We start from the raw sequence: 19,023 nt of genomic DNA on the forward strand, positions 1-19,023 counted from the left end.
TTAGTGACCTACATCCACTACAACAAGGATTGGAACGCTGCCGTCGTGACGGCTGTGTCTGCCTGGGTGCGACTTAGTGACCTACATCCACTACAACAAGGATTGGAACAATGGACCACTGGCGCGTTTACGCGTACATCAGAGACTTAGGGACCTACACCCACTACAACAAGGATTGGAACTCAATCAGGAATTGGTAGATATCGTTCTCGGTGACGCTTAGTGACCTACATCCACTACAACAAGGATTGGAACGTCGATGAGGCGGGCTGAGGACATTAGCCTGTTTGGCTTAGTGACCTAATACTGTTGCAACCAATATTGAAACCAATTGTAACGCCGCTAATTCACTACAGACTCAGTATTTTGTACCACTGGCTTGGATATCGTGGCTCTTATTTTCCAGCATAAATACGAACGTGGCCTCTATTTTCAAATATTCGCTGCATAATCTTTCCACCCAGTTCCCAACGCCCAACGCCTTGTTTGAAAACAGATCTTCTTCTAAAAAATTCAACTTTTAAATACACCAAAAAAATACTTCCCTCTTTGAACCTCCGGCACATCCATCCTAAGGGCAAAAAATTGCCGAGGCGAGGCAACACCAAGGATGAAGCCCGCCGTCGGTCACACAAGCGGGGCGGTTTCCGACAAGGCGTCCTGCACCAGCCCTTGCCGCCAGGCCCAGAGCGCGGCGCCGACACGGCCCGCGACCCGAAGCTTGCGGTAAATGGACTTGAGATGGTTTTTGACGGTGTTCTCGCTGATGCTCAGGCGCGCGGCCACGTTCAGGTTTTCGTATCCCAAGGACACCCATTTCAGCACCTCGCGTTCCTTGGGGGTCAGATGGTCGCTGCGCGGTTGCAGGTGCTTGGCGTTAATGATCTCCTGCACCTCGCGGCTGAACCACCAACCCTCACTTTGAACCACGGCGCGGCATCCTCGCACCACCTGTTCCAGGGATTCAGCCTTGGATTGGAAACCGTGGGCACCCGCGTCGAGCGCCGCAAACACCAGTGGCCCACGCACATAAGAACTGTAGATCAACAGTTTGGTTGCGAGGCCGGCGGTTTTGACGGCGCGCACCACGTCGATGCCGTTGCGGTCACCCGGCATGGAAATATCCAGCACGGCCACATCCGGCTGTTGTTCTGTGATCAGACGCAAACCGGCCTCGGCGTCGGCGGCCTCACCCACCAACACCACATCCTCGTGCGCGGCCAACCTGGCGCGAATGCCCTCACGCACGACCTCGTGATCGTCAACCACGACGACTCGAATCAAAAGCGCACCTCCTTGCGGCGGAACCAGGACCCAAAACGCGGGTCAAAACGAGAAAACACGGCGCCGGGAAGCGGCACGGTCACGAACAAACGGGTACCACGACCCGGCGCGGTCTCAAGCTGGAGCCGTCCCCGCACGGCCTCGACCCGATCTTGCGCGCAAATCAGGCCGAAATGTTTTTGGCGTGCGCGTTGACTGGCGGCGGGCAAGCCTTCAAAACCCACGCCGTCGTCGGTCACTTCCAAACGGACCTCGCGCGCGTGGACGGTCAACACCACACTCAGGTTTTTGGCATGGGCATGGGCCAGAACGTTTTGTAGGGCTTTTTCGAACACCGCGTAGAGCGCGAATTTAACCGAGGACGGCAAGGTCTCGTCCGCGCCGGTACAAGAAAAAGACACGGCCACATCCGGTGCCGCTTCACCCGCGGCGGTCAAGGCGTCTTCAAGGGCCACCGACAGACTGAACAGGCGTAAGGCTGGCGGAAGCAACTGGAAACACACGTCCTGAACGGAACCACGCAATTGGGTTAACCCGTCAAGCATCCCTTGTTCGGACAGGGCGTCGCGGTGTCCCTGCTCCAAACGCGCATGCAGTTTTTTGACGATCTGTAAGGGTCCATCGTGGAGCCGTTCCTCCAGCGCCGCGCGTTCCCGTTCCAAGGACTCTTGGACCCAGGCTTGGGTTCGCCGTTGATGGGCACGGACCAGGCGCGCCGCAACCATCAAAGCCATGATCACGACCAAGAGTCCCGCCAAGCGCACGGTTGGGCGTTGCCAAAACGTGGGCGGAATCGAAAAAGCCAAGGTGGTTTCTTGCCGTGAACGGCGCCCCAAGGCATCGGTTGCCCGGACCCGAAATTGGTATTCGCCGGGCGGGAGAAAGGTGTAGCGCGCGCTGCCGACGTTGCCGGTTTGGGTCTGCCAATCGGCGTCGACGCCCTCCAGAAGGTATTCGGTTTTGACCCGGTCCGGCGCCTCGTAAGCCAAACGGGCAAAGTCAAAGGTGAGGGCCTCGACCCCGGGCTGAAGTTGAACGGGACCGCGCGGCAGGCGACGCGGCGCCCGGCCTGGCATGGTCAAACGGGTAAGGGTCACGGGTACCGGGTCGTTAACCAGGGGTAAACCCATGGGATCAAACCAATTAAGCCCGGCGACCCCGCCAAAAGTGAGCACGCCGTCGGACGCGGTGAAGGCGGCACCCAGGTTAAATTCGCTGTCTTGTAGGCCGTGGATCGGGGCAAAGTTAAGCCATGCTTCGGTTTTGGGGTCAAAGCGCGACAGGCCGCGATTGGTGCTGAGCCAAATCATACCGGACCGGTCGGATTGGACGGCGTACACGGTGTTGTCGGCCAGGTCACTGTTGGCCGTGGTGAAGCGCGTGATCGCGCCGTGCCGCGCGGATTTAACCGCAAGCCCGCCACTTTTGTAACCCAGCCAAAGATTGTTCGCGGCGTCGAGGTGCAGCGCCCAAAGGCGTTGGGTGCGACGGGTGCTGCTTGCCGGATCGACGATGGGGAAGGCCTGAAAACGCTGTTGGTTTTCGTCCCAGTGAAGCAGCCCGGCCCCGTCGGTGCCCAGCCAAACCCCGCCACGTCGATCCGGGCAAAGGGCAAAAATCCCACCGGTCGGATCGAAGACGGACGCGCCGGCATAGTCCGCCAAGGAAACCACCTGTTCGTTTTTCGGATTGATGCGAAACAAGCCGGCGCGGCGGGTGCCCGCCCAGAGGAAGCGACCATCCCACACCAGGGCCATGACATTGGCGGTGCCGGTGAGGCCGGGCAGTGGGACGCGGCGGGTGGTTTCGGTCGCGACATCCAAGCGCAAAAGGCCCGCGCTGTTGGTGCTCAGCCAAAGATCGCCGGGCGCCGGCTCGGCCAAAGCCCAAACCCGAGCTCGCGGGACGCGGCCCGCTCGACTGAGGCAACGCCAGGGACCATTCGGCGCGACGCGTTGCATCAAGCCGGTTTCGCCACCGAGCCAGAGCCGTTTTTGCCGATCCTGATGCAGGGCCCAAACACCGGGCGCGACATCCCCGCCCAGCGTTTCGCGATGGGGGCGCGCAAGGGAGAAAAGCGGCGCAACCAAGCGGCCCAACCCGCGGCCGCCGGCAAAACCAAACCACATCACCCCGGTGCGATCCGGTTGGCACTGCCAAACGACGGCGGCATCAAGCGGCGCCCCATGAACATCGGTGGTGAGGGCTTGCAGTTGGGTTCGATCAGGTGAAAGCACGTGGGGACCTTTGCCGCGGGTGCCGATCCAAAGTCGGCCGGCGCGATCTTCGGCCAGGCTGGGCACTTCCCAGTCGGACAACCAGGTACCGATGGGTTCGCCGGTGACTGGGTCAAAAGCATGGGCACCCGCGGCCGTACCCAGCCACAGGCGACCGTCCCGATCCAAAACCATAGAACGGATGTGGGTCACCTGGCCGGGTAAGGCAACGGGCTCCGGCACCCCGCCGGGCGACATCCGAAACAAACCACCGCCCCAGGTCCCCAGCCACAGGCTTTGCCCGTGAACCAAAACGGCACGTACCGGCCAATTCGGTGAATGAGGGTCACGGCGAACGACGCCCGCATCGAGGTCGACCCGGAACAAACCGTCGTCGGTGCCGTACCACAGTCGGTTTTGGGGATCGCGTGCCAAGCACCAACCCTCGCGGGTTCCCCGCGCGAAGGGCACATTGCGGAAGGTTTCGGTCACGGGATCAAAGCGGTCCACGCCAAAGCGGGTGCCGATCCAGAGCGCCCCGCTCGGGTCGGGCAGAAGGGCCGAAATCCAGTCGTCGGAAAGACCGTTGGCGGCGTCGGACCGATAGAGAAACTGTTGAAAATCTTTGCCGTTGTAACGGTTAAGCCCGTTTTCGGTGCCGGCCCAAATGAAACCAAACCGATCTTGGGTCACACAAAATACGTTGCCCTGCGAAAGGCCGACGCTCCCACCCAACAAGCGCACACGGCCATCCAGGGCCGCGACATCGACAAAAGATTGCGCACCTGAAAAACCAAGGACATTTACGGAGAACCAGAGGACAAAATGAACGCTCATAGATTCCCAATCCATTGGACCGAAGGCGCGCGAAAAAACGCGCTGCTTCGGTTTAAGAACACATATAGTGCTTTCCGTCGCGCCTTATCTTATACATCACGACAAAACTCAAAACAAGAAAATATAGAATTTCGGAAAATTTAAAAACACCCTACCTACACTATAAATCTACAACATCACGGAAATTAACAAACCCCAAACACAACGCACCACCAGGTCAGGCCAATGGTCCGCTGCAAAAATCAAAGGACCCGAGGCCCGTAACCCGTCTTGCGGCGGGCTACGGTCCTCGGGTCGGTGGGTAAAAGAATTTAGGGTTAACGTGCGACGTGGAGCAGATCAAGCACGGTGAAACCCGTCTCCCCGTCCGCGTCCCAATCGCTGAAAGGCCATCGCGCCGATGCGGCGGTGAGATCGGCGTTGCTGTTGCGGCCGTCCCCGTTGAAATCTCTGAAACGCGGGTCGTGGGGCACCAAGATCCACGTACGGAGGCGAGCGGTTTCGCGCCCGTCGCGCGCCAAAACCAAGATGATTGCGGTGGTTTCGATCGGCGCTTGTTCTAGCAGCAGGGGGTTTTGGCCGCGGCCGAACGGTCGGGTCGGCGCCTCCTCCATCACCCAATACCAAGAGTCATCCGTTTCGACGCAAGCGGTTTCGGCAGCATCAAAAAGGTTCCAACTTTCATAACGGCACTCCTCGAAAGTGAAAAATGCTGGAGAAGGAAGGAGGAGACTGATCTGGTTTTGGGTATTCCCGAAACAAATTGCCAAATCAGGCTTCGCACGGATATGACCCAATACGACCAGAAACATCTGGCCCGTTTGGGCTATTGCTACCGCCGCATGGTCCTCTGGTGGGTTGGACAATTCATTTACCGTGGCCGGGTCGGCAATCAAAATAGGCGAAGAAGGGGTCACCAGAACCAACCACCGCTCGCACTAGAAATGGTCCACAACTTTTTTCTGAGCCAACAACGACTCAAGAGCGTCAGCAGCCTGCAAAAACAAGAACAAACAAAAAATACTCAGCGGTTTACATATGCCCAAGGCCTTTTGCTAAGAAAGTGGGGCCTATGCTAGAATGAGCGCTAAATCACGTGGCATGAGGCGAAACCGTTGAGCATCGAGCTGGTTTCTTTTGGATTCGAAAATTACAAGGCGTTCCAGCAACCCTGGGAAGGTGAGATAAGACCGCTCACGCTGGTTATTGGTCATAATAATTCAGGAAAAAGCGCGCTCATTCGCTTTCCGCTCCAGCTTTTTGCCGGACTATCCGGCGAAGAAGACGCCCCACTGGTCATGGATACCCAAGGCGTGACCTTCGGTTCCAGCCTCGCCGATTTGATCTATCAAAAAAACCCTCATGGCCAAATCGGCCTTAAGGCAGGATTTCAGGTTAAAGGTTCTCAGGTAGATTATTCCTGGTCCTTACAACATTTCGCAGAATACAATCTGCTTATCATCAATCACTATAGAGCATCGATAGACGGACGTAACATCATCGAAGCAAAATGGGAAGGTAAAGACCCTTTAGAAGACATCAACAAATATGCACTCCATTACAAAAAAGGCGAGCCACTTTTAGAACAGTTCGAATTCAAGGGCCTGCAATTTTTCTTTATAGACTTTTTAGTCAAGCATCAACCATTACTAGATATTCTTTTAAGCACAACACTATTCAAAAAAGCCATCATCTATTTAGGCCCATTCAGAGAACAGCCTAAACGCTATTACCACTACCCTAGTGCATTGGTTTCACAAGTAGGAAACAGAGGCGAAAGGGCCGCGGCATTACTTGGCCATGATGTCTTGCGCAACAAAGGAGAACTCCTGGCGTCGGTGTCCGAATGGTTTAAAAATAACCTTGGTGGATGGGAACTAGATTTGGTTAAGCATGGAGATATTTTCTCCTTGGTCCTCGTAAACCCCAATGACCCTTCAAGCTCCATAAATATTGCGGACACAGGGACAGGTATTGCCCAAGTGTTGCCTCTGGTTGTCCAACGATATTTAAAAGTCGAAAAATCTCATTTTGTCGGCTTAGACATTATTGAGCAGCCCGAGCTCCATCTCCACCCTGGCGCCCATGGTGCTTTGGCTGATTTGTACATTGAAGCCGCCAACCAACAAAGCCGCCGCTTCCTCATTGAAACGCACTCCGAAAATTTCCTCCTGCGCATCCAGCGGCGCATTGCCGAGGGAACCTTCGATCACAAAAACGTCATCATTTATTGGGTCGACAAAGGCACCATTATGCCGATTCACATCGATCACCGCGGCGAGTTAGACACTTGGCCCAAAGGCGTGTTCGCGGAGGATTTTGAGGAGGCCCTTCGTATTCGAAAGGCACAACAGGGCTCAAAAGCATGAACGTCTTTTTTTCCGCCGAGGTCGTCAACGACGACACCTGCTATCGCGCACTAGACGAAATGGTATTTCATTTTGAACGGGGACGTCATGTTTGGGACGTCGCCAATTTCGAAGACCTTGATCAGAGTGGATGGTTCCAAGAAGCGGGAAGAAGCAACCCGCGGCCCTTATTCGAAAAGTTCTTGCGCGATTCGTTATTGCCCAAGGAACGTCTCGCCCATTCGATTCACATCACGGTCCAAACCACGACCACCTCAGACCACCAACTTTCTCCAGAAGATGCCCGACGAAGTCTGGCCCGACAGGTTATCGTCGCGGTAGAAAATCCCCATACAGACGGCTGCTTTTTGCGGGCCATGCTCGCGGCCTACGCGCGACAAGATCTACTCGCTGACGAAAACGAGACCTGGAAACTAGAGCGCATGGGCGGCTATGGTGAAGTCGCCAAGGTCATCGCGGAAGTTCGCGCGATGAGTCCCGGGCCCGTCAGGATGATGGTTCTCGCCGATAGTGACCGAGACTACCCCGGTCATGAATCTGCAACCATTACAAAAGTCACCCGATCTTGTACGGAGGCAGGTATTCCTTTCCACATACTGGAAAAACGAAGTATTGAAAACTACATTCCCCATCGAATATGGTTCAATAAAGGTCCACGGAAAAACCGGCATTGGATACGTCTTTTTTGGAATCTTAACCAAGAACAACGAGATCACTTTCCAATAAAGAGAGGTCTCTCTTTACACATGAAAAAGGGTAGCACCGCCTTTAAAGAAGACGCGAAGGAAGTCGAAACGCTTTATAGAGTTGTTCCCAAAACTCACCGTGAGGTACTTCGCAACGGGGCGGGGGAAGTCGCCCATCAATTCACGGAAGAAGTCATTACCGAAGATGACATTAACCTTTTATGTCCCAACCATCCAAACGAAATAAAAGAACTCATCCAAAAACTGGAATCACTAATTTGAGGCACCCCTTGTGAATGAACGCATGATCCCGATGATAAAAACCGAAAGCGTCTTTATCGAGAACATTCTCGATGAACTGGGTAGGGGTTCGCTTGTGTTTCCGCCTACCCCCCGGCCTTTTGTTTGGCAGCCCGTTGATATGCTCGCCTTATTTACAAGCATTATCAAGGGTCATCCCATCGGCACGCCCCTTCTGTGGGAAAAAACCCAGGACCACCCAGGTTCGAAGGTCATTACCAGTCGGGATGTTACAACAAGTTTTAAACCCAATTCTTCGACAGCCCATGCCTATATCCTTGACGGACAACAGCGTTTACTCACGCTATGGGGTTGCCTCGCGCACGATGATGCCCCCCTCCTTTCCGCCAATGCTGAACCCTGGTGGTGGGATGTCTTCTTTGATTTAAAAAACAAAATATTTGTTCACGCACGCAACGGCAGGGTTCCCATCACCTACTTCCCTGTTCGGGCACTCCTAAAAACCGTCGATTTTTTGGACGCCTCCAGAACCATTCAAAACGAATATGATGACCCAAAATCCTTAATCAAGGAGGCCGAATTACTTGCCCAGAGAATAAGATCCTACAGGTTGCCCATTAATCGAATGAAAGGCGGCACCCTTTCCCAAGCTGTTGAAATCTGTGCTTTACTTGATAAACCCGGCTCCTCATATGCTCCCGACCAAATCATTTCAGCGTTCAAATTCAACGGCCCAAACAACCCCAACCTTTCCCATTGGATCGATCAACGCCTTGCCGCTTTGGAAAATGAGAACTTCGGAACCATCAGTCGCATGGCGATCCTTCAAAGTATCGGTGCAATCGCTGGTGTCGTCATCCACAAAACGATGTGGACCGGCTTACCCAAAACCATCGACGATCAACTGATCAAAACGCTGGATAAGGCAGAAAAGGCGCTCTTCGCGGCGACTGATTTTCTGGTGAACACCGTGGGTGTACCCGGCGCACCATTGCTTCCCTACATGCAACAGTTCACACTGTTGTGCGCCTTCTTTGACAAGTGCGCAAAACCAAACAGCACGCAAAAAGAACGGCTTATTCATTGGTTTTGGGCCACTTCTTATTCCGGCTGGTTTGAAGACGTCAATCCAGTTTCCATGAAACATGCCATCCGGGACATGGTTCAATTTGCCCTTGGCGAATCGGAACACTTTACCTTCATGAATACCCAGGAATCCACCCGGCCTTTTCCCCACCTTTTCGACCCGCGAAGCGCCCGCGTGAAAGTATTACTTCTGAGGCAAATCGCTTGCAAACCGCTTGAGCCAAACACCGGCCAACCACTTGATTTAATCAATCTTGCCAACAACACAAACAACTGGCTTAGCTTATTTCCATTAGCAGATAATCTGGCGTTTCACACCGCGAACCGAATCCTAATCCCCAGAAAACTTGGAGAATCGCCGGTCTCATTGTTGCGGAACATACCACACCACATCCGTACCAAAGTCCTCAAGAGCCATTCTATTTCGGAGAAAGCCTATGAGCATCTTGTCGCGGGAGATGATGAGGCATTCATCGAGGCACGCGGAAAAACGCTAAAAAAGAAAGAGTTACATTTCATCATGTCGCAAGGCTTAAAAACAACTTATCCGACGCCCGGTCACAAAAAAGCACCTGCATAGGTTAAACCCGTCCGCGTTTTAGGCCTTGGATGTGGAGGCCGGTTTTGCCGGTGACGTGGTAGGTGCAGGCTAATGAATCGGACAGCGTGTCGAAGTGGCGCTGGGTGAGGTATACCACCTCGTTGAGGCTGCAATTGCCATCCTCCAGCAGGTGGTCGCCTAGCGCGGTGATGCGCGTGTGGATCATGAGACGATGACGCACCAGGCTCGGGACCGGGAGCGGGATGGGATCGCATTGGACGGTGATTTCCGCGCCGTTGTCGCACGCGGTCGGGTCGATGGCCGCGATGAAGGCGCGATCCACGTGCAGCCGCCACGGTAGGCGCTGATGACTGGGTTCCGGCGGCGTTTCGTGCTCGTGGTGGCGCAGCCACTCCAGGCTCGCCTCCAGCGTGACCGACTCCGGGATCAGCACGGCATCCGCGGCCATCTGGCCGACGAAGTTGGTCAAAATCGCAACCTGGGTTTCGCCCTCCAAGGCGCGGCGCATGGTTTCCGTGACCACCACGTCCATGCGCCGGTCGGTGGGGTGCCGGTAGGTCGCGGCGTCGGCCCGGACCAACTCGGGTTTGGCAAAACCCATGGCTTCGATGACCGCGCCGGCCATATCCAGCGCGGTTTGGTGGATGTCGATCAGGGTCAGTTGCAGTGGGATCTCGCGCAGCAACGGCAGCAAGGGTGAAATCAGGGTCGCGTAGGGCCCACAGCCCACGTACACCAAGGCCACCGGTTCCTGTGGCCGGCGCGCGTGGATCGCGTGGACGGCATCGCGCACCGCGCGCAGGTACACGGCCGTGCGTCGGAACTCCAGCAGGCAATGGGCGGCGTGTTTGAGGCTGATGGCACGGCCGCAGGCCAGCCGCGTTTCCTGCATGTATTCGGGTTGTTGCGCGTCGCGTGCGTGTAATCCGGTAATGCCCGCGTAGTGATCATGGATGGCCACACAATGCTGGAAAACATCACCCAGCATGGTCGCCGGGTCGAGGATCGCACGGGCATGCTCGCCGACCGCGGCGGCCAAAGCCGCACCGGAAAGCGCCGCACCGGAAAGCCCATCGCTTTCGCGTGGAACCGTCTTCATGGGAACACCTTGTTTTTGGGATGATCCAGATTTACCACAGCCTGCACAACCCGGCAACCATCCTTTCCACCAATCAGAAAAAGACCCGCGGCGGGACGCGCCGGGTACCACCCGACAGGAAATGCAGGGCGCGGCCCACGCCGCAACGCGCCATCCCGGCACCGCTTATGTAAACATAAGGACCGGTTTTCTTGAATTTGAATTTCCCGCCAAAAAAGTTGAAAGATGCTTTTTTTACTTATCCATTTGTGTCTTTGAAGTTTCTACCATAGGCACATTCATGGCTTATGTAAAGATTCAACAAAACACCTAAGATTCGATAACTTCCAGGGACTGGTTTTGCGTATCCTTACCTGACCGTATCGGCCACCCTTTTTTCCTTGCCCAATCATTTCTTGCCGCCCGGTGTTTCACTTATTTCACACCGATTGGTGGCCAAAATTCATATTTAGGAGTTCTTAATGATTTCAAAGGTATCGAACCTTTTAGTTTTAGTCTGTCTATCCGTAGCGACCATGAGTTCATTTGTATCTGCAGCCGGCGCAGATGTTTACGACGTCACCAACCCACCAACCGGCTACACCGCCGCCATCCCCGACGATAACGGCGACGACTTCGATGCAATCGACGCCCTCATCGACATGGTCCAGTCCAAAGGCGGTGGCACGCTTTATTTCCCCCCTGGCCGCTACCATATTTATGATCGCAACAATGAATTCTATTTCCGCATTTCCGATACACCCAACCTGACCCTGCTCGGCAGCGATTCCCAGCCGCTCCAGTCGATCATCTCCTTTGTGCATCGCACCACCGGCGATCCCAACACTTATTATGACGACAAGGGTTTTTTCATCGAGCGTTCACCCTACTTCACGATGCGCAACCTGCACCTGACCTCGGAATCCGCGGTCGTCAACGGCAAACTCTCCCAAAACATGGCCAACGGTTTGATGATCCGCCAAGGTTCGCCGCACGCCATGATCGACAACGTCGACTTCAGTTTCTTTTCCCGTCACGGTCTTTTGGTTCGTTCCGATGCGGTTGAAAAAAGCGACTACCTACGGGTAAACAACTGCCGCTTCAACGACATCCGCGCCATCGACGCCTCGCCCGACCACGAGTCGCGGGCCGCCTTCATCTCCTGCCAGGTGACCTTGGGTGATCGCGACAACTACTTGAAGGGCGTGTCCTTTACCAACTCTTATATCACCACCGCCGGTTTCGCCAACGTCAACAACAACCAAGCGTTTTACGCGGGTTTCGTTCAAGATCTGACCTTTGCCAACAACACCATCGAAGGCCCGGCGATGCAGTCCGGCGACAACTACCACGAGAACCGCTTCAGCATTTTCCCCGATGCCCGCGGCGTAGAGATCTGGGGCAACACCTTTAAATCGGTCGGTTTCTCGCTGCATTCCGCGGTCGAAGCCCACCACAACAACTTCTTTAACTGTCGCAACTTTCGCGCGGTAGGTTTTGGCAGCAAGTTCCACAGCAACACCTTCACCATCGACGGCAACGTGGGCATCCCCTACATCGTTCACCTGGACGACTTCACGCCCACCCCGGAGCAAGGCAACCCGATCCATTTCTTCAACAACCACTTTCAGGGTTCCAACATGTTGGGCATCGAAAACGCGTTCCGCAACACGGACGGTTACGGTTGGTTGATTGAGAACAACACCTTCGACGGCATCCCCTACCCGATCCTGATCCGTGAAGGCGGCGACGGTCAGCACGTGATCCAAAACAACAGGTTCTATTTCCAGCAAGGCGCGGGCGGCGGCATCACCTTCCAAATCCCCACGGCAATCAACGCGGCTTGGAATGTGTGTTACCTGACCAACAACCACTTCACCGGGTTCACCTGGGCTTTTGACGACACCTTGAGTCGTACCTTCAACATCTACGACGGCAATACCCACAACGGCCAACCGGTTTCCGGCGAATAAGCAAAGCAACACATCATGATTAAAAGACGGCGCCCCGGCAACGGCGGCGCCGTTTTTGGTTGGGGTCCTCAGGCCGGACACGCCAAGGGATGCGGTCGGCCCTCGGTCAAACGAAAACACATTTCGCGATGGACCTTGCGCAAGTCCCTCAGCATCATCACCTTCAGCAGCGGGGTGAACAAGCGGGCGAACCCGCCGAATTCAATCACGGCATGGGAACGAATCAGACAACGATCGGCGGCAACGGCCTGGATGGTCCAGCGATTGCGGGCGCTTTTGACGATCCCCGGTAGCCCGGTCACCACCTCATACTCGAACATCATGGTCTCGGGCCGAAACAAAACCAGCCGCTCGATGACCTGGCCGGGGGAAAAAGGACCAAACCCTTTTTGTGGCGCGCAGGTGCGCAGGACGCCCTCGCGCAATGGGCCGTCCAGAGACGAAGCCTTTAGGAACGAGGTCCATTCGGCGACGTCGCCAAAGGCTTCGCCCAACAAACGCCAGGCCTCGGCGGCGGGGACGACGACCGGGGTTTTTAGAATCAATTCCATACAACTCTCCTCTTCAAAAGGGCGCGACCGGGCACGGCGGGGCCCTCGGGCTCGTGGCGCCCGGCTTCAGGTTTGGGTTTGATACGGAGGCAATCCGAGCTAGTTCTAAGACTGCCTCGGCGGGGATTCGTTTTTGGCGACGGGCACTTGCAGTTCCACCACGATGCCGTTGGGATCGGCGCCCAAACCAAAATCAAAAAACAGCTCGCGGTAGGGGCCGGCCATGCAGTAATGGTTCGCTTCAATCCAGCGTGCAATTTGGCCGAAGGCGGCAATGATCGGATCGGGACCACCGCTTTGGTAAGAGGTCGCCATGGTGGGCACCGCCGCCAGGGTTTTCGGCTGCAAAACCAAGCCGTCGCCCAGCACCACCGGCGCGGCCACCGCTTTGTTCAGCACAAATCCGAGTTCCACCGCGTTGTCCTCCAGCCGAAATGCATCGCCGTGAACGATGCACAGGAAGGGACCCAGCACACCGGCGCCAACCTGGCGCGGCACCTCGGTCACGATTTCGGTGGTGAGGCGCAAGCCGTCTTCCAGGGTTGCGAGCCGGGCCGAGGTGGCGAGGAACCCCTGCTCGGGGATCGCTTTGACGACGATGTCAAGGGGTGCCTCGGCGGTTTCGTTGTGCTGCAAACGGGCTTCAATCCCGCGCAGGCGCCGTTGCGATGCCAACAGATCCTGCTCGACCTCGGCCTTGCGCATCAGCAACATGCCGCGGATTTCCTCGTTGGAAACGCCCTTCTGCACGAGTTGGGTAATCTGTTCCAAACTGAGGCCCAGATCGCGCAAGGCCAAAATGCGGTTTAGCTCGGGCAATTGGTTCACGCTGTAGAAACGATAGCCGGTGTCTTCCGCCACATGGCAGGGTTGGAACAACCCGATGTGGTCGTAATGATGCAACAGGCGTTTGGAGACCCTGGCTATTTTGGAAAAAGCACCGACGCGAAACATGATCACCCCCGTTTCCTGTTGGTTCAAAAGGTAAACGATCACGTAACGTCAGGGTCAAGGTGATTTTTTTGAAAATGTGGCTTGGCCGCGCATGGGTCACGTCGGAGAACGTCAAAGGTCCTGGAGCGACGCCCCCAATGGTCGCGTACCCGAAGCGGGGCTCGACGACCAAAAGCGCGGGCAGCCGGCATCGCGCCCTTTCAATATAGATGCCCGCGTGTTTTGCCAAACATCGGGCGGCGATGGTGGGAAACACGGCTTTGAAACCGTTTTGAAAAAGCGGGTTGATTCGGCTTGCGTCGGGTTGAGCCGCGATATACAATCGCGGTCCTTTGGGGGTCGGCATGCAAAAAGGGATCTGCGCCATTGATTTCGGAACGTCCAACACGGTGATGGCTTACGTCAACAACGGCGAGGTGGCCTTGGCGAGGTTGGAACAAAACAACAACGTGATTCCAAGCACGGTGTTTTACGGGGTGGAGGGCGAAACGGCCTTCGGCCGCGAGGCGATTGAGCTGTTTAAAGAAGGCGAAGAGGGGCGGTTCATGCGCAGCTTGAAACGCATTTTGGGGACGCGCCTGATGGGCCAGGGCACCAGCGTCAACGGCCGCCAAAAAAAATACGAGGCGATCATCGCCGACTTTTTGCGCAACACCAAAAAAGGCGTTGAGCGCACCATGGGGACCGAATTCGACAGGGTGGTGATGGGCCGACCCGTTTTTTTTCAGGACAACGACGAGGAAACCGACCAGCGCGCCCAGGACGAGCTGGAACGCATCGCCAAGTCGATTGGATTTAAAGAAGTGAGTTTCCAGTTTGAACCGATTGCGGCGTCCTTCGCCCACGAGCAGGAATTGCAGAAAGAGGCCTTGGCGTTGGTGGTCGACATCGGCGGCGGTACCTCGGATTTCACGGTGATGCGCCTGTCCAAGGAAAAGAGCAAACAAATGGACCGGCGCGGCGATGTCTTGGCCAACACGGGAACGCGCATTGGCGGCAACGATTTCGACAAAACCTTTTGTCTGAGTTCCTTTATGCAGAATTTTGGCTTTGGCCAGACTTACGGCGACAAAAATTTGCCGCTGCCGAACCTGCTGTTTTACACCATGTCGGAATGGTCCGAGATTCATACCTTGTACAACCGCCAGGTAATGGAGCAGGCCAAGGGTTTCCAGCGCGAGGTGAAGCAGAAGGAACCTTTTGGGCGGTTTGTGGAGTTGTTGGAAGAAGAGAGCGGCCACAAGGTATTGGACCACGTGGAGCAGGCCAAGATTGCGTTGTCGGATGTAGCGCAAACGGATGTCTTGTTTGATTTTTTGAGTCATCCGTTTGAGGCGGCGGTGACGCGGGAAGAGCTGAACAACCGGGTTACCGAGCACGTGGACAAAATCATCACCTGCTCGCAAAAGTGCGTGGCGACGGCGGGCATCACCCCTGCCGATTTGGACCTGATCATCCTCACCGGCGGCACGACGGAGAATCCCTACCTGCGCCGCCGCGTCATCGAAACCTATCCCAACGCGACCTTGTCGGAAAACGGCAAGCTGGCCAGCGTGGCGACGGGTTTGGGTTTCGACGCGATGCGCCGCTACGCCTAGTCGACGGCGATGCCGGCGGCACGGGCTTTTTGAGCTTTTTCCTGAAGCCAGGGCTGTTGGTCTTCCCGGAATTGGATGAGGTCGAGGGTGCGCTGATCGGTTTCGCCGTATTCGACTTTGGCTTCTTCGATGACTTCGTCCAGTTCTTTTGCCCCCTCGGGATAGTCACTTTGGACGAGGGCCATCACCCATTCGACTTTGATGTCGGCCATTTTGAGATTGTAGGTTCCCGGAATTTGTTCGAAATGACTAATCGCAATACATCCCCAGCGCGACGCTTCCTCCATTTCCCCGAGTTGCCTGGATACAGAACAAAGAAAATACGCCAAATGAGCAGCTCCGAATAGATGAGTGTGGCCCCGCCCTTCATGAATACCATAACTTAAAAGTAATAGGTTCTTTGCCGGCTCCAACTCGCCGTTACTGAGTAAAGCATCTCCAAAAAGTCCAACCTGTACAGCCTTCTTCAAAGAAACATCTTCAGATCTATACACTTTACTAATATAACTTTCTACAGTAGGCAAGAACATGTCGTAATTACCCGAACGACGAGCAGCTTCTACGCCGTAATTCATAACATCCGCCCAAAAATCATTATTTAAATTGCGTATTTCTTGCAATTCACTACCAACTTGAGTTATCACAGACAGAGACTTTAAGAAGGCGCCTCGCTCAACCAAAACGTGAACCTTTCTATAGACATAATAAACAAATTGATAATGATTCCCCCCGTAAAACTCCTCAGCAAGCCTCATCGCCAAATCAATATAGTAATCAGATCGTTGATAATCTCCCATATCATTATAAATAGAAGCCATATTCACAAAAGTCTCCAGTGAAACACTCTGCGATTCATGCTTATATTGAGATAATTTTACTGCCTCCTGAAAGAATATTAATGCTTTTTTATTTTCGATTTTATAGAAATAATATATCCCCCATGCCTCTTTCAGTTCAACCTCTAAAACAGCCACCTCCTCAGGAAATCTTTCTTTAATTTCCTCCACTCTAAGCAGGTATTGCCTTGACAAATCAAACCGCCTCCTGACCGAGTAGTGATCAGATATTTGCAAACCAAGTCTTGATAAAAGCCTTGCATTACGCGCAAATACTTTTGTTTCATTAAACAGTTCTTTTCTATACCGTACTTCGCTATCCCCATCTTCAGTAATACTTATTGCCCGACAAAGAAAATATTTCGCCTCAAAGGCTTCATAAGAGTCTTTACCATAGTAAATTTCATTTAGTGCTCTAGCTTTATCCAGATAGTAAGTCGCCTCTTCACCCTCCCCTGCATTACAAAACGCTTGCCCAACAAAAACATAAAGTTTACCTCTAATGGCTTCGCTAATGTTCATTGTTTCAATTTCTGGCGCAAACTCTTCAAGCCGATCAATTACCTTAACGTCTAGTCCTCCCCTTCCTGGCGATGCCGATATAACAAAATCTTTCAATATTTCGATCGTTGCCTTCGCGGCGTCAATTTCTTCTAACATCCGTCGTTCCGCTTGTTTTGCCTGATAAGCTCCCGCAATCAAACCCACAACAGCTACAATCAGCGCAGCCAGAACAACGATTAAACTGACGCTAAGTAGTTTATTTCTCTTTACAAAACAACCTATCTGATAGCTTAAACTAGGTGGGCTGGCCACTACAGGTTGGTTTATCAAATGCCGTTCACAATCTTCCGCAAAGGAAAGCGCGCTTTCGTAACGCCTATCAGGATCTTTCTCCATTGCCTTTATGGTGATCCAATCTATGTCGCCGCGGTAAATCTTCCCTAAGGCAGGTAGCCCTGTTCCCATTTCCTCCGAAACGGATCCACCAGCCATAAGAACAGCACGGCTGGGTAATACTGGTTGTAATTCCCGGATCGCTTTAAAGGTTTGGTCCCAACTTTGGGACTCTGACGATTTGTTTTGGAGCGGTAGTTCGCCGACCAGCATTTCGTAGAGAATGACACCCAAACTGTAGACATCGGTGCGCAGATCGACATCGTCACCATTGACCAGGGTTTGTTCCGGGCTCATGTAACCCAAGGTGCCGACCGCCATGCCGGGGATGGTTAGTTGCGTGGCGGTGACCTGGAAACTGTGCTCCACCTGGTTGTCGGCTTGCACCGCTTTGGCGATGCCGAAATCGATGATTTTGGGTTGGGGCTCCCCGTCCACCTCGGTAATTAAAATGTTGGCGGGTTTGAGATCGCGGTGGATCACCCCGCGCTGGTGGGCGAAATGGACCGCACGACAAATGGCGATAAACAGATTCAGCCGTTGTTCCACATTCAGCTTGTTGTGACGACAATACGCATCCAACGGCAAACCCTCGACCAACTCCATACAAAAATAAGGTAAACCGTCATCCGTCACCCCGGAGAAATAGACCGAGGCGATGTTGGGATGGTTTAGCCGCGCCAAGGTCTGCACTTCGCTTTCAAAGCGCCGTTGCAACCGGTCATTGGTGTGGTACACCCGAATGATTTTGATGGCGGCCAAGCGATGGAAGGGTCGCGTTTGTTCCGCCCGATAAACCGCACCCATGCCCCCTTCGCCAATTAACTCGGTCAAGGTAAAGGTCCCCACCGCCTTCCCCACAAACCGGTCCTGCAACAGTTCCGCACCATGCAAAGAGCCTGGCTCGAAAAACGAATCGGCCGCGGCCAAATCATCCGCATCAAGTAACTTACGCAGCTCGACGAACAGGTCGGGATCCTCGCGGGCCACCTCATTTAAATAAGCTTTGCGCGGCGCGCCCGACAACGCATGACACTGCTCAAACGCGTTTTCCAGTTTTTCCCAGGTGGTTCGCATCGGCCCACTCCCTCTCGTCAATCCAAGAACCTGCACCAACCAAAACGGCGCGTTTCAACTTATCGGCATCCCTTCACCGATCCCAACGTTTCAGGCGGAGAGAAGACCTTTTCGGTCGCACGGAACCGCATCGTGAACGACCGAATCACCCAATCCCAGAGAAAAACCAACCCCGGCCCATAACCCGTGATCAACGCCCTCCCCCCGACAAACTCGCGGCCAACGACAGCGACTTGATCCCCGTCACATTTTTCCTGGGTCTCCACACTTTCTTCAAATTCCGTCCATAAATTTGGAAGCAACACATGACTCGGATTGTTGTCCCCTCCAAGAAGAACGCGGCAGCCTGATTTTTCAGCCCAACCGCGTTTGTTCCCATGCAGCATCGATTCATCTGATACGCCCTGGTCCTGCAATCACCACCTTTTGACCTTCCGATCTGTCCTTTTCCGCGAACCGGCACGGCCGCCGGCACGCGGCTGTCCTTCCACCTGAACCCTGCTTTCTCGCTGGTGACATGCCACCCGGTTCGCACCCTTCAGGTAACCGCGTTCGTGCTTCCCAACACGACCGCTTCCCATCGTGCCGATTGACCCGACCCGGCGAGGACCCCTCTCCCCGATGGTCTCGGGCATGAAGCCACACCACGACGACAAACGCACCGGTTCGGGAATTCCTTCCCGGTAGACAGCGCCTTGTCTGAACCTCATTTCTGGCCAGGGTTTTTGCACCAAAGCTGAAACCCTTGGAAGAAGTGT

13 protein-coding genes and 1 CRISPR repeat array (1 of these 14 only partly in view) are annotated in these 19,023 nt (G+C 54.5%); of the genes, 6 read left to right on the top strand and 7 right to left on the bottom strand.

Annotated elements, in window-relative coordinates; translation table 11 throughout:
- A CRISPR array of direct repeats spans positions 1–255; the repeat unit is 37 nt; it begins 507 nt to the left of the window's first position.
- 372 nt (positions 256–627) lie between these two features.
- From J3U88_RS23215 to J3U88_RS23225, 3 genes are all read right to left on the bottom strand, one after another.
- Positions 628–1,284 (bottom strand): response regulator, encoded by a 657-nt coding sequence (locus J3U88_RS23215; protein ID WP_207861382.1) that lies wholly within the window; start codon positions 1,282–1,284, stop codon positions 628–630.
- A complete protein-coding gene (locus J3U88_RS23220) occupies positions 1,281–4,337 on the bottom strand; it encodes a sensor histidine kinase (RefSeq protein WP_207861383.1) in 3,057 nt (1,018 codons plus the stop codon). The genes J3U88_RS23215 and J3U88_RS23220 overlap by 4 nt, the downstream gene beginning before the upstream one ends.
- A 317-nt stretch (positions 4,338–4,654) precedes the next feature.
- Positions 4,655–5,254 (bottom strand): hypothetical protein, encoded by a 600-nt coding sequence (locus tag J3U88_RS23225; protein WP_207861384.1) that lies wholly within the window; start codon positions 5,252–5,254, stop codon positions 4,655–4,657.
- 198 nt (positions 5,255–5,452) lie between these two features.
- Between J3U88_RS23225 and J3U88_RS23230 the strand changes: the two genes are divergently transcribed.
- The 3 genes from J3U88_RS23230 to J3U88_RS23240 are packed head-to-tail and all read left to right on the top strand — an operon-like array spanning position 5,453 to position 9,319.
- A complete protein-coding gene (locus J3U88_RS23230) occupies positions 5,453–6,706 on the top strand; it encodes an AAA family ATPase (protein ID WP_207861385.1) in 1,254 nt (417 codons plus the stop codon).
- A complete protein-coding gene (locus J3U88_RS23235) occupies positions 6,703–7,674 on the top strand; it encodes a hypothetical protein (RefSeq protein ID WP_207861386.1) in 972 nt (323 codons plus the stop codon). The genes J3U88_RS23230 and J3U88_RS23235 overlap by 4 nt, the downstream gene beginning before the upstream one ends.
- Positions 7,675–7,684: 10 nt before the next feature.
- Complete coding sequence (locus J3U88_RS23240; RefSeq protein ID WP_207861387.1) at positions 7,685–9,319, top strand: GmrSD restriction endonuclease domain-containing protein; 1,635 nt, start codon at positions 7,685–7,687, stop codon at positions 9,317–9,319.
- A gap of 1 nt (position 9,320) precedes the next feature.
- Here the strand turns inward: J3U88_RS23240 and J3U88_RS23245 are convergent, their stop codons facing one another.
- Entirely contained in the window at positions 9,321–10,400 is a 1,080-nt protein-coding gene (locus tag J3U88_RS23245; RefSeq protein ID WP_207861388.1) for an SAM-dependent methyltransferase, read from the bottom strand.
- Between J3U88_RS23245 and J3U88_RS23250 the strand changes: the two genes are divergently transcribed.
- Both J3U88_RS23250 and J3U88_RS23255 read left to right on the top strand, forming a co-directional pair.
- On the top strand, positions 10,399–10,713 hold the full coding sequence (locus tag J3U88_RS23250) for a hypothetical protein (RefSeq protein ID WP_207861389.1): 315 nt from the start codon (positions 10,399–10,401) through the stop codon (positions 10,711–10,713). The genes J3U88_RS23245 and J3U88_RS23250 overlap by 2 nt on opposite strands.
- A 202-nt stretch (positions 10,714–10,915) precedes the next feature.
- A complete protein-coding gene (locus tag J3U88_RS23255; RefSeq protein ID WP_207861390.1) occupies positions 10,916–12,352 on the top strand; it encodes a hypothetical protein in 1,437 nt (478 codons plus the stop codon).
- Positions 12,353–12,420: 68 nt separating this feature from the next.
- Here the strand turns inward: J3U88_RS23255 and J3U88_RS23260 are convergent, their stop codons facing one another.
- Positions 12,421–12,903: an SRPBCC family protein gene (locus J3U88_RS23260; RefSeq protein WP_207861391.1), complete on the bottom strand. Its 483-nt coding sequence runs from the start codon at positions 12,901–12,903 to the stop codon at positions 12,421–12,423.
- Positions 12,904–13,008: 105 nt separating this feature from the next.
- A complete protein-coding gene (locus J3U88_RS23265; RefSeq protein WP_243436113.1) occupies positions 13,009–13,857 on the bottom strand; it encodes a MerR family transcriptional regulator in 849 nt (282 codons plus the stop codon).
- A 344-nt stretch (positions 13,858–14,201) separates the two neighbouring features.
- Between J3U88_RS23265 and J3U88_RS23270 the strand changes: the two genes are divergently transcribed.
- The gene (locus J3U88_RS23270; protein WP_207861393.1) at positions 14,202–15,455 is read left to right on the top strand and encodes an Hsp70 family protein; all 1,254 of its coding nucleotides are present in this window, start codon (positions 14,202–14,204) and stop codon (positions 15,453–15,455) included.
- Here the strand turns inward: J3U88_RS23270 and J3U88_RS23275 are convergent.
- Positions 15,452–18,265 (bottom strand): serine/threonine protein kinase, encoded by a 2,814-nt coding sequence (locus J3U88_RS23275; RefSeq protein ID WP_207861394.1) that lies wholly within the window; start codon positions 18,263–18,265, stop codon positions 15,452–15,454. The two genes, J3U88_RS23270 and J3U88_RS23275, sit on opposite strands and share 4 nt — an antisense overlap.
- Between the last annotated feature and the right edge of the window lie 758 nt (positions 18,266–19,023).

It is taken from the genome of Acanthopleuribacter pedis (assembly GCF_017377855.1).
GTDB classification, from domain to species: domain Bacteria; phylum Acidobacteriota; class Holophagae; order Acanthopleuribacterales; family Acanthopleuribacteraceae; genus Acanthopleuribacter; species Acanthopleuribacter pedis.